Raw genomic sequence first — 23,846 nt, forward strand, 5'->3', positions numbered from 1 at the left:
CCGTGGCAGGGGGGCATCTCCCACCGCGGGAGTAGTCGACGGCCCCGTGCGGATGGTTCCCGCCGTCGACCGATTCCCCGATCGCCGGCAACACCGCATGCGGGCACGGGGACGGTGTCCCGGCCGGTGGACGGGACGGGACGGCGGGAAGAATCCCGCCGGGCGGCCAGTTGGTAGAAGCATGAACAACTTCGGGGCGCGGGACGTGGACGTGGTCGTCGTCGGCGCCGGGCAGGCAGGGCTGTCCGGCGCCTATCATCTGCGGCGCGTCGGGTTGGTGCCCGGGCGGGACTTCGTGGTGTTCGACCACTCCCCCGAGCCCGGTGGCGCCTGGCAGTTCCGCTGGCCGTCCCTGACGTACGGCAGGGTGCACGGCATGCACGCGCTGCCCGGGATGGAGCTGACGGGCGCGGACGACGCGCGTCCCTCGTCCGAGGTGATCGGCGAGTACTTCGCGACGTACGAGGAGCGGTTCGACCTGCGGGTGCAGCGGCCCGTGGACGTGGCGGCCGTACGGGAGGGCGAGGGGGGCCGGCTGCTGGTGGAGACCTCGGCCGGGGACTGGTCGGCGCGGGCGTTGATCAATGCGACGGGCACGTGGGACCGGCCGTTCTGGCCGCGCTACCGGGGGCAGGAGACCTTCCGCGGGCGGCAGTTGCACACGGCCGACTATCCGGGGCCCGAGGAGTTCGCCGGGCTGCGGGTGGTCGTGGTCGGCGGCGGGGCTTCGGGGACGCAGCACCTGTTGGAGATCGCCGAGCACGCGGCGGAGACGACCTGGGTGACCCGCCGGCCGCCGGTCTTCCGCGAGGGGCCGTTCGACGAGAACGTAGGGCGGGCCGTGGTGGCGAAGGTGGACGAACGGGTGCGGCTCGGGCTGCCGCCGCAGAGCGTGGTGTCGGTGACGGGGCTGCCGCTCAACGACGCGCTGCGGGCCGCGCGCGAGCGCGGGATCCTGGACCGGCTGCCGATGTTCGACCGGATCACGCCGACCGGGGTGGCCTGGGACGACGGGCGTGCGGTGGAGGCCGATGTGATCCTGTGGGCCACCGGCTTCCGCGCGGTCCTCGACCACCTGGCGCCGCTGCGGCTGCGCGAGAGCGGCGGCGGGATCCTGATGGACGGCACCCGCGCCGTACGGGACGAACGCGTCCATCTCGTCGGGTACGGGCCGTCGGCATCGACGATCGGTGCCAATCGGGCCGGGCGCGCCGCGGTGCGGGAGGTCGAGGAGCTGCTGGAGCGGGCGCCGGCGCTGGTGTGAGGCGGTGCGTCCGTCACGGGATGACGGGCGCCGCCGTACGGGCGTCCCGGCGGACCAGCTCCGCGTAGCGCCCGTCGAGCGCGAGCAGCGCCTCGTGGTCGCCGCGCTCCGCGATCCGGCCGGCGTCCAGGACCACGATCTCGTCCGCGTCCCGGACGGTGGACAGCCGGTGCGCGATGGTGATCGTGGTGCGGCCGGCCGAGAGCGCGTCGATGGCTTCCTGGACGGCGAGTTCGGTACGGGTGTCGAGCGCGCTGGTCGCCTCGTCGAGGATCAGCACCGGCGGGTCGCGCAGGATCGTGCGGGCGATGGCGAGGCGCTGCTTCTCGCCGCCGGAGAAGCGGTAGCCGCGCTCGCCGACCACCGTGTCGTAGCCCTCGGGGAGCGAGGCGATGTGGTCGTGGATCTGGGCCGCCCGCGCGGCCTCCTCGATCTCCGCGTCCGTGGCGTCCGGCTTGGCGAACCGCAGGTTGTCGGCGACGGAGGCGTGGAAGAGGTACGTCTCCTGGGAGACCACGCCCACCGTGCGGGCCAGGGTGTCGAAGTCCAGGTCGCGCACGTCGGCCCCGTCGAGGGTGACGCGACCGCCGGTGACGTCGTACAGCCGGGGCACCAGATAGCTGAGCGTGGACTTGCCGGAGCCGGTGGGGCCGACGACGGCCAGGCTGCCGCCCGCCGGGACGGTGACGTCGACCCCGTCGAGCGTGAGCGCCGGCTGCTGGGGGTCGTAAGCGAAGTCCACGCCCTCGAAGCGCACCTCGCCGCGGACCTCCGCCAGCCGCACGGGCTCGTCGGGCTCGGTGATGTCGACGGGCAGGTCGAGGTACTCGAAGATGCGCTGGAACAGGGCGAGCGAGGTCTGGATGTCGACGCCGGTGGACAGCAGGCTGACCGCGGGCCGGAACAGGCCCTGCTGGAGGGTGACGAAGGCGACCAGGGTGCCCAGGGAGATCGTCGCGCCGCCTTGCAGGGCGAAGCCCGCGGCCCAGTAGATCAGGGCGGGCATCGCGGCCATCACGATGCCGATGGTGGACATCCGCCACCGGCCGGCGAGGCTGGCGCGCACTTCGAGGTCGACCAGTCGCTCGGACTCCGCGGCGAAGGAGCGGGTGAGCGAGTCGGAGCGGCCCATGGTGCGGCCCAGCAGGATGCCGCTCACGGAGAGGGACTCGGTGACCGTGGCGGCCATGGCCGCCATCTGCTTCTGCCGCTGGGTGGTGATCTTCTTGCGCTCGCGGCCGACCCGGCGGCTGATCCAGACGAAGACCGGCAGCATCAGCAGCGAGACGAGCGTGAGCCGCCAGTCCAGGGCGAGCATGGCGACGACGGTGGCGACGACGGCCGTGAGGTTGGAGACCAGGGAGGTGGCGGTGGAGGTGACCGTCGCCTGCATCCCGCCGATGTCGTTGGCGATCCGGGACTGGACCTCACCCGTGCGCGTGCGGGTGAAGAACGCCAGCGGCATGCGCTGGAGCTGTGCGTAGACCGCGGTGCGCAGGTCGTGCATGACGCGCTGGCCGACGGTGGTGGATATCAGGGTCTGCAGGACGCCGAAGACGCTGGTCAGCACGGCGATGAGGATCATGCCGAGGGCGAGCAGGGTGAGCAGGCCGGTACGGCCCTGGGGGATCGCGGTGTCCAGGATCGCCTTGAGCAGGAACGGGGAGGCGACGGAGACGAGGGACGCCGCGCCGACGAGCAGCCCGACGAGGGCGAGCCGGCCGCGGTAGGGACGGAAGAGCCGGAGGATCCGCCGCACCTGCGCGGGCGGCTGCTCCGGCTGCTTGGCCGGTGGTGTCCAACTGATCGGTTCGGGGCGCATGGTCTCCTTCACGGGTCGTGGGCTCCGGGACCTTCCTCTCCTCAGCCCTGCGATGTCCGTCAGTCCTGCGATGTTCCTCAGTCCTGCACGGTGCCGACCGCCTCGCGGCCCGGCTCTTCCTCGGGCGCGCGAGCGCGACCGAGCTTTGCGAGCGTAGCTCACTGTTACCTATGTACACAATGAACGAGGTCCTGTTATTGTTCCCGCATGACCACACCCGATCCCGACGGCCTGCTCGCCGAGCAGTTGCTCCGGCTCAGCAGACGGCTCCACCGCAGCCAACAGCGGCAGCTGGAGTCAGCCGGGATCGCCATCACACCCGCGCAGTCCCGACTGCTGCGGGTGCTCGCGCACTATGACGAGCCGCCGCGGATGGCCGATCTCGCCGCCCGTCTGGAGGTGGTGCCGCGCGCCGTCACCAGCCTGGTGGACGGGCTGGAGGCGAGCGGCCGGGTCCGTCGCGCCCCCGACCCGAACAACCGCCGGGTGATCCGCATCGAACTCACGGACACCGGCCGGGCCACGCTCCGGGCGCTGCGCGCGGCCCGGCGCGCCGCCGCTGAGGACATCCTCGCCCCCCTGAGCGCCGAGCAGCGCACGGCGTTCGGCGCACTGCTGTCGACGCTGGTCGACGGCGCGGGGCCGCAGGACTGCTGACGCCCGGCCGCGCCGGTCTCCCAGCGCGGTCGATGGCCACGGCGCCGGGAGATCCACCGATCAGCTCCAGCCCAGAGGGGACCGTCGACCATGCCGGACCTGCCGCACCGCCCGCGCGCAGCGCACCCGCCGCACCGCGCACCGCACCTGCCCCGTCTGCCGCAGCTGCGCCTGCCGCTGCTGGAGCCCGACCCCGCCGCGCTCAGGCCGCACGAGTCCCGTACTCCCGCGGCCGACCGGGTCCCCGACGAGCTCTCCCACGGCGCCGACGAACGGCTGCGCGACGACCTGACCCGGCTGCTCGGCGCGGACAAGGCCCACAACGTGCTGGGGAAGGTCTCCGACCTGGTGAAGTACGCGTCGGACGCCAGCCCCTACCGCTTCCTGCCCCGGGTGGTCGTGATCGCCGAGGACGTCGCCGACGTCTCCGCCGTCCTCGCGTACGCCCGCGCCGAGGGCCGGCACGTCGTCTTCCGCGCCGCCGGCACCTCGCTCAACGGCCAGGCGCAGGGCGAGGACGTCCTGGTGGACGTGCGCCGCCACTGGGCGGGCGTCGAGGTGCTGGACGACGGGGCGCGCGCCCGGGTCCGGCCCGGCACCACGGTCTTCCGCGCCAACGCCGCCCTCGCCCGCCACGGCCGGGTGCTCGGCCCCGACCCGGCCAGCTCCATCGCCTGCACCATCGGCGGCGTGGTGGCCAACAACGCGTCCGGCATGACCGCCGGCACCACCCGCAACTCCTACCGCACGGTCGCCTCGCTCACCTTCGTCCTGCCGTCCGGGACGGTCGTGGACACCGCGGCCCCGGACGCGGACGAACTCCTGGCGCGCGCGGAGCCGCGGCTGTGCGAGCAGTTGCTGGCCCTCAAGTCCGAGATCGAGGCCGACGCCGAGCTGACCGCCCGCATCCGCGCCAAGTACGAGATCAAGAACACCAACGGCTACCGGCTGGACGCCTTCCTCGACGGCCGGACGCCGGTGGAGATCCTGCGCGGTCTGATGGTCGGCTCCGAAGGCACCTTCGGCTTCATCTCCGAGGTCGTCTTCGACACCCTGCCGCTGGACCGGGAGGTCTCCACCGCGCTGCTGTTCTTCCCGTCCCTGCCCGCAGCCGCGGCTGCCGTCCCCCGCTTCAACGCCGCGGGCGCGCTCGCCGTGGAGCTGATGGACGGCAACACCCTGCGCGCCTCCGTGAGCGTGGCCGGCGTCCCCGGCGACTGGGCGCAGCTGCCCAAGGAGGCCGCAGCCCTGCTGGTCGAGTTCCGCGCGCCGGACCGGGCGGGGCAGGAGGCGTACGAGCGGGCCGCGGCCCGTGTCGTCGAGGGGCTGGAGCTGATCTCGCCCGTGCCCTCCGTACGCAACGAGTTCACCCGGGACGCGGCGACGATCGCGGGGTACTGGAAGGCCCGCAAGGCGTTCGTGACCGCGGTCGGCGGCGCCCGGCCGGCCGGTACGACCCTGATCACGGAGGACTTCGCGGTGCCGCCGGCACGGCTCGCCGAGGCGTGCGAGGCCCTGCTCGAACTCCAGACGCGGCACGGGTTCGACGCCGCCGTGGCCGGTCACGCCGCCCACGGCAACCTCCACTTCCTCCTCGCCTTCGACGCCGGTCGCCCCGCGGACGTCGACCGCTACGCCGCCTTCATGGACGACTTCTGCCGGCTGACGGTGGAGCGGTTCGACGGCTCCCTGAAGGCCGAGCACGCCACCGGTCGCAACATCGCGCCGTTCCTGGAGCTGGAGTGGGGCCCGCGCGCCACCGAGCTGATGTGGCGCACCAAGCAGGTCATCGACCCCGACGGGGTCCTCGCACCGCGGATCGTGCTCGACCGGGACCCCCGGGCGCACCTGCGCGGGCTGAAGACGATCCCGCGGGTGGAGGACGTCGCCGACCCCTGCATCGAGTGCGGCTTCTGCGAACCGACCTGCCCGAGCCAGGACCTGACCACCACGCCGCGCCAACGGATCGTGCTGCGGCGCGAGATGATGCGCCAGCCCGAGGGCGCCCCCGTCGAGGACGCGCTGCTCGCGTCGTACGGCTACGACGCCGTCGACACCTGCGCCGGCGACTCCACCTGCAAGCTCGCCTGTCCCGTCGGCATCGACACCGGTGCGCTGATGAAGGACATGCGCCACCGCCGCCACTCCGCCCGGGAGGAGCGCATCGCGGCGCTCACCGCCCGGCACTTCGCCGCGGTGGAGACGTCGGCGCGGCTCGCGGTGGCCGCGGCCGAGCGGGTCGGCGACCGGCTGCTGTCGTCCGTGACGGGGCTGGCGCGCAAGGCGGTGCGGCCCGACCTGGTCCCGCAGTGGCTGCCGCAGATCCCGGGGGCAGCGGCCCGCGAACTGCCCCGCACCCGGCGGTCGCAGGCGTCGGCCGTGTACTACCCGGCGTGCGTCAACCGCATCTTCGGCGGCCCGGGCGAACAACGCGGCCCGGCCCGGGCCGGCGGCCAGCGCGGCCCCTCGCTGCCGCAGGCCGTGGTCGCGCTGTCGGCCCGCGCCGGCAAGCCGGTGTGGATCCCCGAAGACGTGACGGGCACCTGCTGCGCCACGATCTGGCACTCCAAGGGGTACGAGGAGGGCAGTCGGCTGATGGCCAACCGCATCGTGGAGGCGGCCTGGGGCTGGACAGCCGGGGGCACCCTGCCGCTGGTGGTGGACGCCTCGTCCTGCACGCTCGGGATCGCGCACGAGGTCGTGCCGTACCTCACCGACGACAATCGGGAGCTGCACCGGGAGCTGACCGTGGTCGACTCGCTGGTGTGGGCGGCCGACCACCTGCTGCCGCACCTCACCGTGGTCCGCAAGACCGGCTCCGCGGTCGTCCACCCCACGTGCTCGATGGAACACCTGGGCGACACCGCGCAGTTGCGCACCCTCGCCGAGGCGTGCGCGGAGGAGGTCGTGGTCCCCGACGACGCGGGCTGCTGCGCCTTCGCCGGCGACCGGGGCATGCTGCACGAGGAGCTGACGCAGTCGGCGACGGCCAAGGAGGCGGCGGAGGTCACGTCCCGACACTTCGACGCGCACCTGAGCGCCAACCGCATGTGCGAGATCGGCATGGACAAGGCCACCGGCCGCTCGTACCACTCGGTGCTGTTGGAGTTGGAGCGCGCCACCCGGGGCGGCGGGGCACGGACCGGGCGCGCGTAGGCGGAGACCGGCCGGGCCGGCGGGCCGGCGGGCCGGAAAAGATGAGTATCCGTACTCTGACGACGGCCCGGCCGGCCCGGAAGACTGCGTGCATGGTCACACGAACGCGCCTCATCCACCATCTGTTGACGACCCTGGCCCTCACCGGGCTGGCGGTGGCTGCGTGGGCCGTCTGGCTGGGCTGGGACCAGCAGCGGGACCAGCACCCCGACGGGTCCACGACCGGCCCGTACGAAGCCTGGCAGGTGATCGGGCTCGTCCTCACCGTGCTGGCCCCGGTGTACTGGGCGGCTGCGCGGGGGTACGTGCCGGCGGCGGTGCTCGGCACCACCGCCGGGCTGGCCGGCGCCGCCTTCTACGACTGGTCGGACGACGCGAGCGGGCTCTTTGTGATCGGCGTCGGCCTGATCGCCCTGGGGACCCTGGCCGCGACCGGTCTCGTCTCGGGCCTGGTCACGTCCTGGAAGTTGCGGGCCCGCCTGGAACCCGGCTACTGAACAGGGCCCGTCGGGTACTGCTGTGCGCACGGTCGAGGCGCCCCCCTGGGGTGGCGCCTCGACCGCTGTTCGCGTTCTGCCGTGACCACCCGTCCCAGACGCCCTCTTGCGCATCAATGGCCCCACCATCCATCGTGCTCACCGAGGTTCAACTTCAGCCGCGCACCATCAGCTCCCCCTGGAGGCTCGGTGAACGACGCAGCCACACAGAACCACGGCGCCGCAGACGGCGACGACAACGATGTCTCCCCCAGCCGCCGTTCCGTCCTGCGGACGACGGCCGGGGTGGCCGGAGCCGGGCTCGCGCTCGGCGCCGTCGGCGCCGCACCGGCCTCGGCCGCGGGCGCCGCGACCGCGCCCGGCGCCACCGACCACCGGCCGCCACAGCAGAGCACTCCCCCGCGCAAGGGCCCCACGATGGCGGGCGTCCCCTTCGAGCGGCGCAGCACCGTACGGGTCGGGATCATCGGCCTCGGCAACCGCGGCAGCAGCATGCTGCCGATCTTCCTCACCCAACCCGGCGTCAGGATCGTCGCCCTGTGCGAGCCGGTGCGGGAGAAGGCGGAACGCGCCGCCGCAAAGGTCGTGGCGGCCGGCCAGCCCGCCCCCGCGATCTACGCCAAGGACGAGGACGACTACCGCCGGCTCTGCGAGCGCGGCGACCTCGACCTGGTCTACGTGGCCACGCCCTGGGAGACCCACTTCGCCATGGCCAGAGCCGCGATGCTGAACGGCAAGCACGTCGGCGTGGAGTGTCCCGTCGCCATGCGCCTGGACGAACTCTGGGCGCTCGTCGACCTGTCCGAGCGCACCCGGCGTCACTGCATGCAGTTGGAGAACTGTTGTTACGGCAGGAACGAGTTGCGCGTGCTGCGGATGGTGCACGCGGGGCTCTTCGGCGAACTGCTGCACACCGCCGGTGCGTACAACCACGACCTGCGCGACCTGCTGTTCGACCCGGACTACTACGAGGGCCCCTGGCGGCGGAAGTGGCACACCCGGCTGCGCGGCGACCTCTACCCCAACCACGCCTTCGGCCCGGTCGCCAACTACCTGGACGTCAACCGCGGCGACCGCGCCGTCAGCATCGTCAGCTTCGGCACCCCGGCACTGGGCCTCGCCGAGTACCGCGAGGCGAACGTGCCCGCGGGCGACCCGAGCTTCAAGGAGACGTACACCTCCGCCGACCGCACCTTCAGCATGGTCCGCACCGCGAAGGGGCGGGTGATCCGGCTGGAGCACGACGTGTCCACCCCGCACCCGTACAGCCGGATCAACAGCCTCGGCGGCACCAAGGGCGTCTTCGAGGACTATCCGGCGCGGATCTATCTGGAGCCGGACCACAGCAACCACCAATGGGGGGATTTCGGCCGGTACGCGGACTGGGACCACTGGCTGTGGAAGGAGCACGCCAACCCGCCCGGCGGCCACGGCGGGATGGACTACCTGATGATCTTCCGGTTGATGCAGTGCATGCGGCTCGGGCTCGTGCCTGACTTCGACGTGTACGACGCGGCGACCTGGACGGCGCCCGTTCCGCTCAGCCATGCGTCGATCAAGGCGCAGGGCGCCCCGCAGGAGATCCCCGACTTCACCCGCGGGGAGTGGCGCAAGGCACGGACGGGAATGGATTCGGCCAAACCCGTGGAGTGAGGGAACGGCCGCAGAGGACGGACCGCACCGCGCCGGGTGCGGTCCGTCCGCCCCCTCCGCACGACCCCTGACGCGCCCCTGACACGCCCTTGACGCCCGCCCTGACCTGGCCGACTGCAATTGGTCATACAAAAGGTCCACAGCCCGCCCGAAAACCGATTGCGCAACCGGGCCGCGGGGAGCGAACCTGTCACGGTTTGCGCCAACTTTCGATTCGTGCTGGGACGCCATGCAGATCCAAGACCTTCCGTACAAAGATCCCGGCGATCCCGACATACGGTCCGGCACCCGCTTCATGGTCTGGCTCTTCAGGAACCAGCTGGACGGCCAGGCCAGAGCGCTCGGCTGGGGTCTGCTGAACCAGCTCTGCATCGCCGCGCTCTCCGTCGGGACGGGCTTCGCCGTGCAGGCCGTGGTGGACGGGGACGGCACGCAGCTCCTGTACGCCGGCGGGCTCATCGCCCTGCTCGGCGTCGGCATCGCCCTCGGCGAGACCATGCTGCACCGGTCCGCGGTCAGCAACTGGATCACCGCTGCGGCGCGGGTCCAGCAGCTGCTGGCCCGCAAGACCGCGGAGCTGGGCTCGGTGCTGACCCGCCGCGTCGCGGCCGGCGAGGTGGTCGCCGTCTCCACCGGTGACGTGGAGAAGATCGGCTGGTTCGTCGAGGCGTTCTCCCGCTTCGCCGCCGCCGCGACGACCCTCGTCGTGGTCACCGTGAGCCTGCTGGTGTACCAGCCCGCGCTGGGCGTCGTCGTCGCCATCGGCTATCCGGTGCTCGCGCTGGCCGTGCTGCCGCTGCTGCCGCACGCCAGCCGGCGCGCCGACCTCCAGCGAGAGAAGGCCGGCTACGCCACCGAGCTGGCGTCCGACACGGTCGCCGGGCTGCGCGTGCTGCGCGGCATCGGCGGCGAGGAGCTCTTCCTCGGCCGCTACCGCACGGCGTCCCAGGAGGTGCGCCGGGCCGCCGTCCGCACCGCCCGCATGTGGTCCGTGATCTCCATGGTCCAGGTGCTGCTGCCGGGTGCGCTGATGCTGACGGTGGTCGCGTACGGCGCCCAGCTCGCCCTCGACGGCAAGATCACCGTCGGAGAGCTGGTCACGGTGTACAGCGCGGTCCTGCTGACCATGCACCCGCTGCGCAACATCGAGGAGATCGCGCTCGCGTACTCCTACTCGAAGCCGTCCGCGAAGCGGGCGGCCCGGGTGCTGGCCCTGCGCCGCACCCACACGACCGCCGCAGGGCCCGCCGAACCGGCCCGGGACCTGCCCACCGGCGACCTGCACGACCCCCACACGGGCCTGGTCGCCCCCGAGGGCCTGCTGACCGCGGTCGTCTGCGGCGACCCGGACGCGGCCGGTGCGCTCGCGGACCGGCTCGGCGGCCACCCGGTGTCCGACGCCGACGACCCCGATCCCGCCGACGACGCCGACACCGCCGCCGACACCGCCGCCGCGACGGCCCCCGCGTCCGTCCTCCTCGGCGGCGTCCCACTGGACGAGTTGCCGCTGGACCACGCCCGTACCGCCGTCCTCGTCCAGGACAAGGACCCGGTGCTGCTCTCCGGCACCGTGCGGGAGCTGCTGGAGGTCCCCGCGTCGGGACAGGTCTCCGCGGCGAACGCCCTGGAGGCCGCGCAGTGCGCCGACGTCCTGCGCGCCCTGGCCCAGGCGTCCGCGGGCGCGGACGGCGCCGGCGACCCGATGGAGACCCCCATCACCGAGCGGGGCCGCTCGCTCTCCGGCGGACAGCGCCAGCGCCTCGCCCTGGCGCGTTCGCTGGTGACCGACCCGGAGGTGCTGGTCCTCGACGAGCCGACGTCGGCCGTCGACTCGCACACCGAGGCGCGGATCGCGGCCGGAGTCAAGCGGCTGCGCAAGGGCCGCACGACGGTGGTCTTCGCCTCGTCGCCGCTGCTGCTGGACCTGGCGGACCGGGTCGTCCTGGTGGACGGCGCGGACGTGGCGGCGGTGGGCACCCACCGCGAACTGATGCGCAGCGAACCGCGCTACCGGGCCGTCGTCGCCCGGGAGACCAGCGACGAGGTCGAGCGGAAGCTGACGGACCGACCGGCCACCACGGGATCCACCTGAGCCGGACGTCGCCCTCTCCCCCCACCTCCCCCACACCCCCGTTCCCAACCACACCACGCACGCAATCTCAGGAGGAGCGACGATGTTCCGGGTGAAGCCGCCGGCGTACGATCCGGCGGCCCCCGAGTCGGCGACGACGCTGCCGGTCGGCAGCAGCGCGACCGTACGGGCCTATGTGCGCATGCTGCTACAGCGGCACAAACGCGCCTTCGCCGTGTTGATCACGGTCCAGGCGATCGCAGTGATCGCCTCCATGGTCGGTCCCTATCTCCTCGGCTCCGTCGTGGACCGGCTCGACGACGGCGCCCGCGAACTGCACCTGGAGCGCACGGTCGCGGTGTTCGCGATCGCGCTGGTGCTCCAGGCGCTGTTCGTGCGCATGGTGGCGCTGCGCGGGGTGATGCTCGGCGAGGAGATGCTGGCCGATCTGCGCGAGGACTTCCTCGTGCGGTCGGTGCGGCTGCCCCCGGGGGTCCTGGAGCGCGCCGGCACGGGTGACCTGCTCTCCCGCATCACCACCGACATCGACCGGCTCGCGAACGCGATGCGGGAGGCCGTGCCGCAGCTCGCCATCGGCGTGGTGTGGGCGGGGCTGCTGCTCGTGGGCCTCACGGTCACCGCGCCGCCGCTGGCGATCGCGGTGGTCATCGCCGCGCCGCTGCTGGTCTTCGCCTGCCGCTGGTACTTCCGCCGGGCGCCGGCCGCCTACCGGGCCGAGGCGGCGGGGTACGCGGCGGTGGCCGCCTCCCTCGCGGAGACCGTCGACGCCGGCCGCACGGTGGAGGCGCACCGCCTCGGCAACCGTCGGGTGGCCCTGTCCGACCGGCGGATCAAGGAGTGGACCGCCTGGGAGCAGTACACGATGTACCTGCGCTCGGTGCTGTTCCCCGCGGTGAACGCGACGCACATCACGGTGCTGGGCTCGGTGCTGCTGATCGGCGGCTTCTTCGTCCTCCAGGGCTGGCTCGACATCGGCCAGCTCACCACCGGCGCGCTGCTGGCGCAGATGCTGGTGGAGCCGGTGGGCCTCGTCCTGCGCTGGTACGACGAACTCCAGGTGGCGCAGGTGTCGCTGGCGCGGCTGGTGGGCGTGCGGGAGATCGAGCCGGACGCCGGCGACGACCGCATCCGTCCCGACGGCCGCGCGGTCCGCGCCGACGAGGTGCGCTTCGGCTACCGCGAGGGCGTGGACGTGCTGCACGACGTGACGCTGGCGGTGGAGCCGGGCAGCCGGGTCGCGCTGGTGGGCCCGTCGGGCGCCGGCAAGTCGACCCTGGGCCGGCTGCTGGCGGGGATCTACGGGCCGCGGACGGGCCGGGTGGCCCTCGGCGACGCGGAGCTGTCGCAGATGCCGGCCGAGCGGGTCCGCGAGCACGTGGCGCTGGTCAACCAGGAGCACCACGTCTTCGTCGGCACCCTGCGGGACAATCTGCGGCTCGCCCGCACGGACGCCGACGACCCTCAGCTGTGGTCGGCGCTCGACGCGGTCGACGCCGAAGCCTGGGCCCGGGCGCTGGAGGACGGCCTCGACACGGAGGTCGGCTCGGGCGGCTTCGCGCTGACCCCGGCGCAGGCGCAGCAGATCGCGCTGGCCCGACTCGTCCTGGCGGATCCGCACACGCTGGTGCTGGACGAGGCGACGTCGCTGCTCGACCCGCGGGCGGCGCGCCATCTGGAGCGCTCGCTCTCCCGGGTCCTTGAGGGCCGTACGGTCGTGGCGATCGCCCACCGGCTGCACACCGCGCACGACGCGGACGTGATCGCGGTGGTGGAGGACGGCCGGATCAGCGAGCTGGGGCACCACGACGAGTTGGTGGCGGCCGGCGGCGCGTACGCGGCGCTGTGGCGCTCCTGGCACGGCTGACCCGGCACTCGTACGACGGCGGCACGGCCCCGGCGCCTGAGCGGTAGGCGCCGGGGCCGTGCCGTGTGCGGCGCACGCTTCGTGGGGTACGGGCGTGCGCGGGTGGGTGTGGCTCGCGGTTGGGCGTGCTCGGGGCTCAGGCGCCGACGAGTTCCGCCTTGTTCATGGCGAGGACGACCCGGTCCTGGGTGCCCTGCTGCCCGCCGTCCTCAGTCGCGAACTGGGCCGCGCCGCCGATGAGGAAGCCACCGATCAGCACGGGCGCCACCTCGCCGGCGGCGGGGCGCGAGGCTCCGTCCGGCACGACCATCTTGGCGAGCTGGCCCGCGCCGCCGATCAGGACGGCGGAGGCGGTGATGCCGCTCAGGGCCAGGGCGAGGCGGCGACGGCGCATGGGCACTCCCGGGTACGCGGGCCGCCCGACGGGCGGCGGCGGGCGCCGCCACGGCGGCGGCTGGAGGGACGGTACGGCCCCGTGCCGGCCTGCGCCAGCCCCGTGCGCGGCCGGCATGGGTCCGTGGCGAAGCGGTGACGCTCCCGTGCCCGGACCGGAACGCTCCGCATCGATCCCGCGGCGCCCGGACGTCAGATCACATTGAGCGCGGCTGCCCCGCCGACTCCCCCGAGCAGCATGAAGACGGGCATCAGCACCTTGATCTCCACCCAGCTCCCGGCGCGGAACCGCAGCGCCTTCGGCGGCCCGATGGGGTACCAGCGCCTGCTGCCGACCGGGATCGGCCACAGGATCGGGCAGCCGGAGACGGTGAGGGAGTCACCGATGTCGTGCACGATCGCACCGAGGACGATCGGCAGGCCGAGCCACAGGTATTCCTGTCCGGGGGCGGTGAACAGCCAGTCGGAGCCGTTGCCCGGCTTGTCGAGCACGCCGGCGAGGATCCAGGCGCTGGTGGCGCCCAGCAGCCACACCAGGACGTCGCTGGAGACCCGCGCCGCCCGCCACAGCAGCCCCTCGACCGCGAGCACCAGGTGGACGAAGAGGATCGCGAGCACGGCCCACCGGCCGCCGGTGACGGCCAGCGCGGACGTGCCGCCGCCGATCAGCACCGCCCAGAGCCAGGTGTGCGTGAGGGTGCGGTGGCCGCCGGTGCGCCGTTTGTCGCCGGGCTTCTTGGTGGCCTGGTAGACGGCGTACGAGAGCTTGTCGACGATCTCGCACAGGGTCCGGGACACCGGGCCGAAGGACCGCGATATCGTCGCCGCCTTGTGGTCGAGGTCGGGCGCGAGCGCCGCTCCGGCGCAGATCAGCGCGCCGACCACGAGCACCGGCCAGGGCATGGGGTGGCCGGCCGCGGCGGTCGCCGCGCCCACCCCGAGCCAAGCCGCCGCCCCGGAGAGTGAGTGCGCCGGTCCCATCATGGTGTGATCCCCGCCCCGTGGCCGCACGCGCACCCGGTGGCCTGCGTACGGCTGTCGCTGTTGTGGTGAAGCCAGTTGACGCGTCAGCGTACCTTTCGTGATCTTCCGATCGCCGGGCGGATCCCGAACCGAGGTGAAGGCGCGGCCCGAAGGCAGGCAAGATGGGGTCGTGACCCTTATCGATCAGCTGCCGCCGGACGCCGACCCCGATGCCCTCTTCGAGTCCTTCTCATCCTGGGCCGAGGGCCGGGGCATCTCGCTCTACCCGGCGCAGGAGGAAGCGCTGATCGAGGTGGTCTCGGGCGCGAACGTCATCCTGTCCACGCCCACCGGCTCCGGGAAGTCGTTGGTGGCGGCGGGCGCGCACTACACCGCGCTCGCCCGGGACGAGGTCACCTTCTACACCGCGCCGATCAAGGCGCTGGTGTCGGAGAAGTTCTTCGACCTGTGCAAGATCTTCGGCACCGAGAACGTCGGCATGCTCACCGGCGACGCGTCCGTGAACGCGGACGCCCCGGTGATCTGCTGCACCGCCGAGGTGCTGGCCTCCATCGCCCTGCGCGACGGCAAGGAGGCGGACATCGGCCAGGTCGTGATGGACGAGTTCCACTTCTACGCGGAGCCGGAGCGCGGCTGGGCGTGGCAGATCCCGCTGCTGGAGCTGGAGCAGGCGCAGTTCGTGCTGATGTCGGCGACCCTCGGCGACGTCTCCCGCTTCGAGCAGGACCTCACCCGGCGCACCGGCCGCCCCACCGCGGTCGTCCGCTCGGCGACCCGCCCGGTCCCGCTGTCGTACGAGTACCGGCGCACCCCGATCACGGAGACCCTCACCGAGCTGCTGGAGACCCGGCAGGCGCCGGTGTACATCGTGCACTTCACGCAGGCCGCGGCGGTGGAGCGGGCGCAGTCGCTGATGAGCATCAACATGTGCTCGCGCGAGGAGAAGGAACAGATCGCGGCGCTGATCGGGAACTTCCGCTTCACCACCAAGTTCGGCCGCAACCTGTCGCGCTACGTCCGCCACGGCATCGGCGTGCACCACGCCGGCATGCTGCCCAAGTACCGGCGGTTGGTGGAGAAGCTGGCGCAGGCGGGCCTGCTGAAGGTGATCTGCGGTACCGACACCCTCGGCGTGGGCGTGAACGTCCCCATCCGCACGGTGCTGTTCACCGCCCTGACCAAGTACGACGGCACCCGGGTGCGCACCCTGCGGGCCCGCGAGTTCCATCAGATCGCCGGCCGCGCGGGCCGCGCCGGCTTCGACACCGCGGGCCTGGTCGTGGCGCAGGCTCCCGAGCACGTCATCGAGAACGAGAAGGCCCTCGCGAAGGCCGGCGACGATCCGAAGAAGCGCCGCAAGGTGGTCCGCAAGAAGGCCCCGGAGGGCTTCGTCGCCTGGTCGGACACCACGTTCGAGAAGCTCATCGACTCCGAGCCGGAGCCGCTGACCAGCCGCTTCAACGTCACGCACACCATGCTGCTGTCGGTGATCGCCCGCCCGGGGAACGCCTTCGACGCGATGCGCCATCTGCTGGAGGACAACCACGAGCCGCGCCGCAACCAGCTCCGGCACATCCGCCGCGCCATCGCGATCTACCGGTCGCTGCTGGACGGCGGGGTGGTGGAGCGGCTGCCGGAGCCGGACGCGCAGGGCCGCATCGTGCGGCTGACCGTCGACCTCCAGCAGGACTTCGCGCTCAACCAGCCGCTGTCCACGTTCGCGCTGGCCTCCTTCGAGCTGCTGGACCCGGCGTCGCCGTCGTACGCCCTCGACATGGTCTCGGTCGTGGAGTCCACCCTGGACGACCCGCGGCAGATCCTCGCGGCCCAGCAGAACAAGGCGCGCGGCGAGGCGGTGGCCTTGATGAAGGCGGACGGCGTCGAGTACGAGGAGCGGATGGAGCGGCTCCAGGAGGTGACGTACCCCAAGCCCCTGGAGGAGCTGCTGTGGCACGCGTACAACGTGTACCGCAAGAGCCACCCGTGGGTCGGTGACCACCCCGTCTCGCCGAAGTCCGTCGTCCGCGACATGTACGAGCGGGCGCTGTCCTTCACCGAGTTCACCTCGTTCTACGAGCTGGCGCGGACCGAGGGCATCGTGCTGCGCTATCTGGCCGGCGCGTACAAGGCGCTGGAGCACACCATCCCGGACGACCTGAAGTCCGAGGACCTCCAGGACCTGATCGCCTGGCTCGGCGAGATGGTGCGCCAGGTGGACTCCAGCCTGCTCGACGAGTGGGAGCAGTTGGCCAACCCGGAGGTGGAGACCGCCGAGGAGGCCCAGGAGAAGGCCGACCAGGTCCGGCCGGTCACCGCGAACGCCCGCGCCTTCCGGGTGCTGGTGCGCAACGCCATGTTCCGCCGCGTGGAGCTGGCGGCCCTGGACAAGGTGGGCGAGCTGGGCGAGCTGGACGCCGACGCCGGCTGGGACGCGGACGCCTGGGGCGAGGCGATGGACGCGTACTGGGACGAGTACGAGGAGCTGGGCACCGGGCCCGACGCCCGCGGCCCCAAGCTGCTGCTGATCGAGGAGGACGAGCCGCACGGCCTGTGGCGGGTGCGGCAGGTCTTCGCCGACCCGAACGGCGACCACGACTGGGGCATCAGCGCGGAAGTGGACCTCGCCGCCTCCGACGAAGAGGGCCGGGCGGTCGTGCGCGTCACGTCCGTCGGGCAGCTGTGAGGACGTGACGGCCATGGGGTCCGTGGGACGGGAAGGCGTACGATGACGAACCCGGCGGAACGCCTGGTCGACCTGCTCGACCTGGAGCGGATCGAGGTGAACATCTTCCGCGGGCTGAGCCCGAACGAGTCGCTCCAGCGGGTCTTCGGCGGCCAGGTCGCGGGGCAGGCGCTGGTGGCGGCCGGCCGCACCACGGACGGGGAGCGCCCGGTGCACTCCCTGCACGCCTACTTCCTGCGGCCCGGCCGGCCCGGCGTGCCGATCGTCTACCAGGTCGAACGGGTCCGCGACGGCAGGTCGTTCACCACGCGCCGGGTCACCGCGGTGCAGGAGGGCCGGACGATCTTCAATCTGACGGCCTCCTTCCACCGGCCCGAGGAGGGCGGCATCGAGCATCAACTGCCGCCCCGGCTGGACTTCCCCGACCCCGAGACCCTGCCGCGGCTGCCGGACGAGATCCGGGCCCACCTGGGCACGCTGCCGGAGGCGCTGGAGCGGATGGCGCGCCGTCAGCCGTTCGACATCCGCTACACCGAGCGGCTGCGCTGGAGTCCGGCGGAGGTCGAGGAGAAGGAGTCGGACCCGCGCAGCGCGGTGTGGATGCGCGCGGTGGGTCCGCTGGGGGACGATCCCCTGGTGCACACCTGTGCGCTCACCTACGCCAGCGACATGACGCTGCTGGACGCGGTGCGCATCCCGATCGAACCGCTGTGGGGCCCGCGGGGCTACGACATGGCGTCGCTGGATCACGCCATGTGGTTCCACCGCCCCTTCCGCGCGGACGAGTGGTTCCTGTACGACCAGGAGTCCCCGATCGCGACGGGCGGCCGTGGGCTGGCCCGTGGCCGCATCTACAACCGCGCGGGCGAACTGCTCGTGTCGGTGGTGCAGGAGGGCCTGTTCCGCCGGCTGGACCGGTGAGCGCCCCGTGGGACCCGACGCCCTGACGAATCCGACACCTTGAGGAGAGACGCATGACGACGTTGCACGACATCCCCCTCCAGACGCTGACCGGTGAGCCCACGTCCCTGGGCGCGTACCGGGGTTCGCTCGTCCTGGTGGTGAACGTGGCCTCCCAGTGCGGTCTGACGCCGCAGTACGCGGGGCTGGAGCGGCTCCAGAAGAGTTACGGCGACCGCGGCTTCACCGTCGTCGGCGTGCCGTGCAACCAGTTCGGCGGGCAGGAGCCGGGCAGCGCGGAGGAGATCGGGACGTTCTGCTCGGCGACGTACGGGGTGAGCTTCCCCATGCTGGCGAAGACCGAGGTGAACGGGGCGGGGCGGCACGCGCTGTACGCGGAGCTGACGCAGACGCAGGACGCGGAGGGCGAGGCGGGTGACGTCCAGTGGAACTTCGAGAAGTTCCTCCTGGACGGGGAGGGCGCGGTGGTGGCCCGCTTCCGCCCCCGCACGGACCCGGAGTCCCCCGAGGTCCTCGCGGCGATCACCTCCCGCCTCCCCGAGTAGCCTCCCCCGTCTGCGGGCGCCCGCAGAAGCCCTCGCCGTTTCCCTGCGGGAGCGTGAGCCCCTGCGGCCGGGTGGTGGGCTGTTCGCGCAGTTCCGCCCCCTACGCCCGGAGGGCGTGGTGGTACCCCCAGCGCCCCTGATTCGCTGCCCCCGTCATTCGTCTGCTGGCAGGGGCAGGGGTTTCAGGGGCGCGGGGAACTGCGCGAGAACCACCCACGGTCCGCAGGGGCTCACGCTCCCGCGGGGAAACGGCGAGGGTGCCCCGGGGCGCGGGCGCTCCCGCGACGGGGCTAGTGCCGTGACCGGCGATGTTTGCCCGTGAGGAGTGCCGTCCGGTGCGTGCGATCGCAAGGCGGCCGGAAGCTCTGGTAGCGGAGCTACCAGGGGTTTCGGCCAACGCGGCGAGGGTGCGTGCCGGACGGGACGACAGGGCAAAGCTTGCCGGGAGGGGCACTAGCGGATGGGGACGCCGGAGAGGGCGCGGGCGATGACCAGGCGTTGGATTTCGCTCGTGCCCTCGAAGATCGTGTAGATCGCCGCGTCGCGGTGCATCCGTTCCACGGGGTACTCCCGGGTGAACCCGTTGCCCCCGAGGATCTGCACCGCCTGCGCCGTGACCTTCTTCGCGACCTCGCTCGCGTAGAGCTTGGACATCGAGCCCTCCGCCGCAGTGAAGCGCTTGCCCGTCGCCGCCATCCACGACGCCCGCCACACCAGCAGCCGCGCCGCGTCGATCTGGGTGCGCATGTCCGCCAGTTGGAAGGCGACGCCCTGGTTGTCGATGATCGGGCGGCCGAACTGGGTGCGGGTCTTCGCGTAGTCGAGGGCGACCTCGTACGCGGCGCGGGCGGTGCCGACCGCCATCGCGCCGACGGCCGGGCGGGACGCCTCGAACGTCGCCATCGCCGCGTTCTTCACCCGCTCGTCCCCCGTTCCCGCCCCCGCGTCCTTCGCCCGCTCCCGGGCCCGGGCGAGCCGCTCGTCCAGCTTCTCCTTGCCGCCGAGGAGGCAGTGCCCGGGGACCCGTACGCCGTCGAGGACCACCTCCGCGGTGTGGGAGGCGCGGATGCCGTGCTTCTTGAACTTCTGGCCCTGGGACAGGCCGGGGGTGTTCGGGGGGACGATGAAGGACGCGTGGCCCTTGGTGCCGAGCGCGGGGTCGACGACCGCGACGACGACGTGGACGCCTGCGATGCCGCCGTTGGTGGCCCAGGTCTTGGTGCCGTCGAGCACCCACTCGTCCGTGGCCTGCTCGTACACGGCACGGGTGCGCATCGCCCCGACGTCGGAGCCGGCATCGGGCTCGGAGGAGCAGAACGCGGCGAGCTTCACGTCGTCGACGTCGCCGTACATCTGCGGGATCCAGGTGCCGATCTGCTCCTCGGTGCCGTTGGCGAGGACGCCGACCGCGGCCAGCCCGGTGCCGACGATGGACAGGGCGATGCCGGCGTCACCCCAGAACAGCTCCTCCATGGCCAGCGGAATGCCGAGCCCGGTCGGGTCGAAGAACTGCTGGGCGTAGAAGTCCAGCGAGTAGATGCCGACCTTGGCCGCCTCCTGGATCACCGGCCAGGGGGTCTCCTCGCGCTCGTCCCACTCGGCGGCGGCCGGGCGGATCACGTCCGAGGCGAAGCCGTTCAGCCAGTCGCGAACCTGCTTCTGTTCGTCGTTGAGCTCGAATGCGAACTCGGCCATGTCCCCTCCAGGAATGCGAACGCCTGCCGCACGTTACTTGCGGTAACCGCAGTCTGTTACCGGGTAGTAGAGCGTGTCAACCGGTCCCGGTCGCGAACACCGCGGGCGCGCGGGGGTGTTAGTTTGCGCAGGCGTGACGCAATGGGCTCGGGCGGGGAGATCGACGATGGAGACCACACGGCAGTCGACCGAGCAGGACCGGTCGGCCGAACGGCGCCGGCGCGAGCTGCTGGAGGCGGCGGACCGGGTGGTGCTCCGGGACGGCCCGGGCGCCTCCATGAACGCGATCGCCGCGGAGGCCGGCATCACCAAGCCCATCCTCTACCGGCACTTCGGCGACAAGGGCGGGCTGTACCGGGCGCTGGCGAAGCGGCACACGGACGCGCTCCTGGCCTCCCTGCGCGCGGCGCTCGACGCGCCCGCGGACCGGCGCGAGCGGGTGGAGGCGACGCTGGACACGTATCTCGCCGCGATCGAGGCCCGGCCCCAGGTGTACCGCTTCCTGATGCACCCGGCCGACGACCCCGCGGACGTACCGCACCCCGTCAGCAGCGCCGGCGCCGACCAGGCGCCGGGCTCCGAGGCGCGCTTCGACGTCGGCCGGCACTCGGCGCCACTGCTGCGGCGGCTCGGCGAGGAGCTGGCCCAGGTCATCCACGACCGCGTGGACCTCGGCCCGGACTCCGAACGGCTGGCCCGCGTCTGGGGCCACGGCATCGTCGGCATGATGCACGCCGCCGGTGACTGGTGGCTCGGCGAGCGCCCCTGCTCCCGCGCGGAACTCGTCACCGGCCTCGCGGACCTGCTGTGGGGCCGGCTCGCCGCGGCCTCGGACCGCGCGGGCGGCCCGGGCTTCTGACCCGCCCCGAGCACGATGCGACCGCGTTGGTGGGCGGTCGCGCAGCACCGCTGCCTACGACCACCGCGCCCGCGCCACCGCCCGTTGGAGCTTGCGGTGGCGCCAGCCCGTGAGGTGGTCGGCGTACACGACGCCGTCGAGGTGGTCCGTCTCGTGTTGCAGGCAGCGGGCGAAGAAGCCGGTGCCGGTGACGCGGACGGGCTCGCCCGCCACCGTCGTCCCCTCGACGACCGCCCGGTCGTACCGGGACGTGCCCGCCTCCAGGCCCGGCAGCGACAGACAGCCCTCGGGCCCCCGCACCTCCACCCCGTCGGCCGCCACCAACCGAGGGTTCACCAGGTGGCCCAGGTGACGCACGTCCTCGTCGTCCGGACAGTCGTACACGAACACCCGCAGCCCGACCCCCACCTGATTGGCCGCCAACCCCACCCCGCGCGCCGCGTACATGGTGGCGAACAGGTCCTCGACGAGCCCGTGCAGCGCGGGGCCGAAGTCGGTGACGGGTTCACAAGGGGCGTGCAGGACCGGGTCGCCGAGCAGGCTCAGGGGCCGTACGCGTCCGGAACTGCCGGGGATCGGCCGGTTTCGCATGCGCGCAAGCGTACGTTCCGGTCGGTGTGCACGTCCGCCGCGGTGCCGCGGTACAGGTGGCGGCCCGGACCTGGATAGGCTGGGGGCGACCGATGCAAGGAGGATCAAGGACGATGTCCAGCAACTCGGAGCCACTGACGCCTCGCGCCAAGCTCGCCGTGACAGCGGGCAAGGCAGCGGCGGCGGTGTCTCGCGCGGCGGGACGCGGTAGCGGTTCGGTGATCGGCGGCCGGGTGGCGCTCAAACTCGACCCCGACCTGCTCGGGCGGCTGGCGCAGCACCTGGACGTCGTCCTCGTGTCGGCCACGAACGGGAAGACCACCACCACTCGACTGATCGCCGAAGCCCTGCGCGCGGCGGGCCCGGTCGTCTCCAACGCCCTCGGCGCCAACATGCCCGCCGGCATCACCTCCGCGCTCGCGGGCGGCTCCGACGCCAGGTTCGGCGTGATCGAGGTCGACGAGAAGTACCTGTCGGGCGTGGCGCGCGACGTGACGCCGAAGGCGGTCGCGCTGCTGAACCTCTCCCGCGACCAGCTGGACCGCGCCGCGGAGACCCGGATGCTGGCGGAGAAGTGGCGCGAGGGCCTGGCGGGCACCAAGGCCACCGTGATCGCCAACGCCGACGACCCGCTGGTCGTGTGGGCCGCTTCCTCCTCGCCCCACGTGGTGTGGGTCGCCGCGGGCCAGGAGTGGAAGGACGACGCCTGGTCCTGCCCGTCCTGCGGCGGTGTGATGCAGCGCCCGGGCGACGACTGGTTCTGCGGCGAGTGCGGCTTCCGCCGGCCCGCCCCGAGCTGGGTCCTCAGCGGTGACCACGTCCTCGACCCGCACGGCTCCGCCTGGCCGATCCACCTCCAGCTCCCCGGTCGCGCCAACAAGGCGAACGCCACCACCTCCGCCGCCGTCGCCGCCTGCTTCGGCGTGCCGCCGCAGGTCGCGCTGGAGCGGATGTACCAGGTCCAGGCCGTCGCCGGCCGCTACGACGTGGTGCACTTCGAGAACCGCGAGCTGCGGCTGCTGCTCGCGAAGAACCCGGCCGGCTGGTTGGAGACGTTCTCCCTGATCGACCCGCCGCCCACCCCGGTGATCCTCGCGGTGAACGCGCGCGGCGCCGACGGCACGGACACCTCCTGGCTCTGGGACGTCGACTACACCCGGCTCACCGGCCACCCGATCATGGTCATCGGTGACCGTCGGCTCGACCTGGCGGTGCGGCTGGAGGTCGCGGGCCAGGACTTCCGGGTCTGCGACACCGTCGACCAGGCCGTCGCGATGGCGCCGCCCGGGCGGATCGAGCTGATCGGGAACTACACCGCCTTCCAGGACGTCCGCCGCCGCGTCGGCAACTGATCCGGACCCCTCCCAAGGCAGCACTGCGACGACTGAGAAAGGCTTTCGAGCATGGCCGACAGCAGCCTGCGGCTGGTCTGGGTCTACCCGGACCTGCTGTCCACCTACGGCGACCAGGGCAATGCACTGGTCGTGGAGCGCCGGGCCCGCCAGCGCGGGTTGGACGTGATGCGCATCGACGTGCGCAGCGACCAGCCGATCCCCACGTCCGGCGACATCTATCTGGTCGGCGGCGGCGAGGACCGTCCGCAGCGGCTGGCGTCCGAGCGGCTGCGCCGCGACGGCGGGCTGAACCGGGCGGCGGAGAACGGCGCGATCATCTTCTCGGTCTGCGCCGGGTACCAGATCCTCGGCCACGAGTTCATCAACGACCTCGGGCAGCGCGAGCCGGGCCTCGGGCTGATCGACGTGGTCTCCACCCGGGGCGAGGGCGAGCGCTGCGTGGGCGACGTCCTCGCGGACATCGACCCCCGCTTCGGGCTGCCGCAGCTCACCGGGTTCGAGAACCACCAGGGCGTCACCCACCTCGGCCCCACCGCCCGCCCCTTCGCCCGGACGATCCTGGGCCGGGGCAACGGCACGGGCGACGGCACGGAGGGCGCGTACAACGACACCGTCTTCGGCACGTACATGCACGGCCCGGTGATGGCCCGCAACCCGCTCATCGCTGACCTGCTGCTGAAGCTGGCGCTCGACGTGAACGCGCTGCCGTCGCTCGACGACCGCTGGTACGACGCGCTGCGCAACGAGCGGATCACCACCGCCACGCAGCCGGCCTGATCCGGCCACGACCGGGGGCGTCCCATCTGCCGGACGCC

18 protein-coding genes are annotated in these 23,846 nt (G+C 72.6%); 13 read left to right on the forward strand and 5 right to left on the reverse strand.

All coding sequences use genetic code 11. The annotated features are described in order from the left end of the window. The first annotated feature begins 181 nt into the window (after positions 1-181). Positions 182-1,264, forward strand: coding sequence for an NAD(P)-binding domain-containing protein (locus tag AB0E05_RS15050; protein WP_361963233.1), 1,083 nt, complete (start codon positions 182-184; stop codon positions 1,262-1,264). A gap of 13 nt (positions 1,265-1,277) precedes the next feature. Here AB0E05_RS15050 and AB0E05_RS15055 read toward each other — a convergent pair whose 3' ends face one another. After that, the gene (locus AB0E05_RS15055) at positions 1,278-3,086 is read right to left on the reverse strand and encodes an ABC transporter ATP-binding protein (RefSeq protein WP_361963235.1); all 1,809 of its coding nucleotides are present in this window, start codon (positions 3,084-3,086) and stop codon (positions 1,278-1,280) included. Between the two features lie 207 nt (positions 3,087-3,293). On the opposite strand from AB0E05_RS15055, the gene AB0E05_RS15060 reads away from it, so the two are divergent. The 6 genes from AB0E05_RS15060 (at position 3,294) to AB0E05_RS15085 (ending at position 13,005) form a co-directional block, all read left to right on the forward strand. Beyond that, the gene (locus AB0E05_RS15060) at positions 3,294-3,743 is read left to right on the forward strand and encodes a MarR family transcriptional regulator (RefSeq protein ID WP_361963237.1); all 450 of its coding nucleotides are present in this window, start codon (positions 3,294-3,296) and stop codon (positions 3,741-3,743) included. Between the two features lie 171 nt (positions 3,744-3,914). Then, entirely contained in the window at positions 3,915-6,899 is a 2,985-nt protein-coding gene (locus AB0E05_RS15065; RefSeq protein ID WP_361963474.1) for an FAD-binding and (Fe-S)-binding domain-containing protein, read from the forward strand. 92 nt (positions 6,900-6,991) lie between these two features. Beyond that, a complete protein-coding gene (locus AB0E05_RS15070) occupies positions 6,992-7,396 on the forward strand; it encodes a hypothetical protein (RefSeq protein ID WP_361963239.1) in 405 nt (134 codons plus the stop codon). A 189-nt stretch (positions 7,397-7,585) separates the two neighbouring features. Then, positions 7,586-9,049 carry a Gfo/Idh/MocA family oxidoreductase gene (locus tag AB0E05_RS15075; RefSeq protein WP_361963241.1) on the forward strand — a complete coding sequence of 488 codons (1,464 nt, stop codon included), beginning with the start codon at positions 7,586-7,588 and terminating at the stop codon, positions 9,047-9,049. Between the two features lie 229 nt (positions 9,050-9,278). After that, positions 9,279-11,141, forward strand: coding sequence for an ABC transporter ATP-binding protein (locus AB0E05_RS15080; protein WP_361963243.1), 1,863 nt, complete (start codon positions 9,279-9,281; stop codon positions 11,139-11,141). 82 nt (positions 11,142-11,223) lie between these two features. Beyond that, positions 11,224-13,005, forward strand: a complete 1,782-nt coding sequence (locus tag AB0E05_RS15085; RefSeq protein ID WP_361963245.1) for an ABC transporter ATP-binding protein — start codon at positions 11,224-11,226, stop codon at positions 13,003-13,005. A gap of 136 nt (positions 13,006-13,141) precedes the next feature. On the opposite strand, the gene AB0E05_RS15090 is transcribed toward AB0E05_RS15085, so the two are convergent. Together AB0E05_RS15090 and AB0E05_RS15095 are read right to left on the reverse strand one after the other, a co-directional pair. Continuing rightward, complete coding sequence (locus tag AB0E05_RS15090) at positions 13,142-13,399, reverse strand: hypothetical protein (protein ID WP_361963247.1); 258 nt, start codon at positions 13,397-13,399, stop codon at positions 13,142-13,144. 191 nt (positions 13,400-13,590) lie between these two features. Next, on the reverse strand, positions 13,591-14,382 hold the full coding sequence (locus AB0E05_RS15095) for a metal-dependent hydrolase (protein ID WP_361963249.1): 792 nt from the start codon (positions 14,380-14,382) through the stop codon (positions 13,591-13,593). Positions 14,383-14,551: 169 nt separating this feature from the next. On the opposite strand from AB0E05_RS15095, the gene AB0E05_RS15100 reads away from it, so the two are divergent. Genes AB0E05_RS15100 through AB0E05_RS15110 form a run of 3 tightly spaced genes read left to right on the forward strand, consistent with a single transcriptional unit; the run spans position 14,552 to position 18,531 of the window. Further along, the gene (locus AB0E05_RS15100; RefSeq protein WP_361963251.1) at positions 14,552-17,065 is read left to right on the forward strand and encodes a DUF3516 domain-containing protein; all 2,514 of its coding nucleotides are present in this window, start codon (positions 14,552-14,554) and stop codon (positions 17,063-17,065) included. A gap of 42 nt (positions 17,066-17,107) precedes the next feature. Beyond that, complete coding sequence (locus AB0E05_RS15105) at positions 17,108-17,986, forward strand: acyl-CoA thioesterase II (protein ID WP_361963253.1); 879 nt, start codon at positions 17,108-17,110, stop codon at positions 17,984-17,986. 53 nt (positions 17,987-18,039) lie between these two features. Further along, complete coding sequence (locus AB0E05_RS15110; protein ID WP_361963255.1) at positions 18,040-18,531, forward strand: glutathione peroxidase; 492 nt, start codon at positions 18,040-18,042, stop codon at positions 18,529-18,531. A 453-nt stretch (positions 18,532-18,984) separates the two neighbouring features. On the opposite strand, the gene AB0E05_RS15115 is transcribed toward AB0E05_RS15110, so the two are convergent. After that, positions 18,985-20,226, reverse strand: coding sequence for an acyl-CoA dehydrogenase family protein (locus AB0E05_RS15115; RefSeq protein WP_361963257.1), 1,242 nt, complete (start codon positions 20,224-20,226; stop codon positions 18,985-18,987). Between the two features lie 166 nt (positions 20,227-20,392). Between AB0E05_RS15115 and AB0E05_RS15120 the strand changes: the two genes are divergently transcribed. Continuing rightward, a complete protein-coding gene (locus AB0E05_RS15120; protein WP_361963258.1) occupies positions 20,393-21,085 on the forward strand; it encodes a TetR family transcriptional regulator in 693 nt (230 codons plus the stop codon). A gap of 54 nt (positions 21,086-21,139) precedes the next feature. On the opposite strand, the gene def is transcribed toward AB0E05_RS15120, so the two are convergent. Next, a complete protein-coding gene (gene def, locus AB0E05_RS15125) occupies positions 21,140-21,676 on the reverse strand; it encodes a peptide deformylase (RefSeq protein ID WP_361963260.1) in 537 nt (178 codons plus the stop codon). A 113-nt stretch (positions 21,677-21,789) separates the two neighbouring features. Between def and AB0E05_RS15130 the strand changes: the two genes are divergently transcribed. Both AB0E05_RS15130 and AB0E05_RS15135 read left to right on the forward strand, forming a co-directional pair. Then, positions 21,790-23,028: a MurT ligase domain-containing protein gene (locus AB0E05_RS15130; RefSeq protein ID WP_361963262.1), complete on the forward strand. Its 1,239-nt coding sequence runs from the start codon at positions 21,790-21,792 to the stop codon at positions 23,026-23,028. 51 nt (positions 23,029-23,079) lie between these two features. Beyond that, entirely contained in the window at positions 23,080-23,808 is a 729-nt protein-coding gene (locus AB0E05_RS15135; RefSeq protein ID WP_361963264.1) for a glutamine amidotransferase, read from the forward strand. Positions 23,809-23,846 lie beyond the last annotated feature (38 nt).

It is taken from the genome of Streptomyces sp. NPDC048057, assembly GCF_040653095.1.
Classification (GTDB): Bacteria; Actinomycetota; Actinomycetes; order Streptomycetales; family Streptomycetaceae; genus Streptomyces.

Bases quoted from the DNA above. Each gene is read 5' to 3' on its own strand.
- AB0E05_RS15070 (WP_361963239.1), top strand. From the start codon at position 6,992: ATGGTCACACGAACGCGCCTCATCCACCATCTGTTGACGACCCTGGCC.
- AB0E05_RS15060 (WP_361963237.1), top strand. From the start codon at position 3,294: ATGACCACACCCGATCCCGACGGCCTGCTCGCCGAGCAGTTGCTCCGG.
- AB0E05_RS15130 (WP_361963262.1), top strand. From the start codon at position 21,790: ATGTCCAGCAACTCGGAGCCACTGACGCCTCGCGCCAAGCTCGCCGTG.
- AB0E05_RS15115 (WP_361963257.1), bottom strand. From the start codon at position 20,226: ATGGCCGAGTTCGCATTCGAGCTCAACGACGAACAGAAGCAGGTTCGC.
- AB0E05_RS15080 (WP_361963243.1), top strand. From the start codon at position 9,279: ATGCAGATCCAAGACCTTCCGTACAAAGATCCCGGCGATCCCGACATA.
- AB0E05_RS15055 (WP_361963235.1), bottom strand. From the start codon at position 3,086: ATGCGCCCCGAACCGATCAGTTGGACACCACCGGCCAAGCAGCCGGAG.
- AB0E05_RS15120 (WP_361963258.1), top strand. From the start codon at position 20,393: ATGGAGACCACACGGCAGTCGACCGAGCAGGACCGGTCGGCCGAACGG.
- AB0E05_RS15090 (WP_361963247.1), bottom strand. From the start codon at position 13,399: ATGCGCCGTCGCCGCCTCGCCCTGGCCCTGAGCGGCATCACCGCCTCC.
- AB0E05_RS15135 (WP_361963264.1), top strand. From the start codon at position 23,080: ATGGCCGACAGCAGCCTGCGGCTGGTCTGGGTCTACCCGGACCTGCTG.
- def (WP_361963260.1), bottom strand. From the start codon at position 21,676: ATGCGAAACCGGCCGATCCCCGGCAGTTCCGGACGCGTACGGCCCCTG.
- AB0E05_RS15110 (WP_361963255.1), top strand. From the start codon at position 18,040: ATGACGACGTTGCACGACATCCCCCTCCAGACGCTGACCGGTGAGCCC.
- AB0E05_RS15095 (WP_361963249.1), bottom strand. From the start codon at position 14,382: ATGATGGGACCGGCGCACTCACTCTCCGGGGCGGCGGCTTGGCTCGGG.
- AB0E05_RS15105 (WP_361963253.1), top strand. From the start codon at position 17,108: ATGACGAACCCGGCGGAACGCCTGGTCGACCTGCTCGACCTGGAGCGG.
- AB0E05_RS15050 (WP_361963233.1), top strand. From the start codon at position 182: ATGAACAACTTCGGGGCGCGGGACGTGGACGTGGTCGTCGTCGGCGCC.
- AB0E05_RS15085 (WP_361963245.1), top strand. From the start codon at position 11,224: ATGTTCCGGGTGAAGCCGCCGGCGTACGATCCGGCGGCCCCCGAGTCG.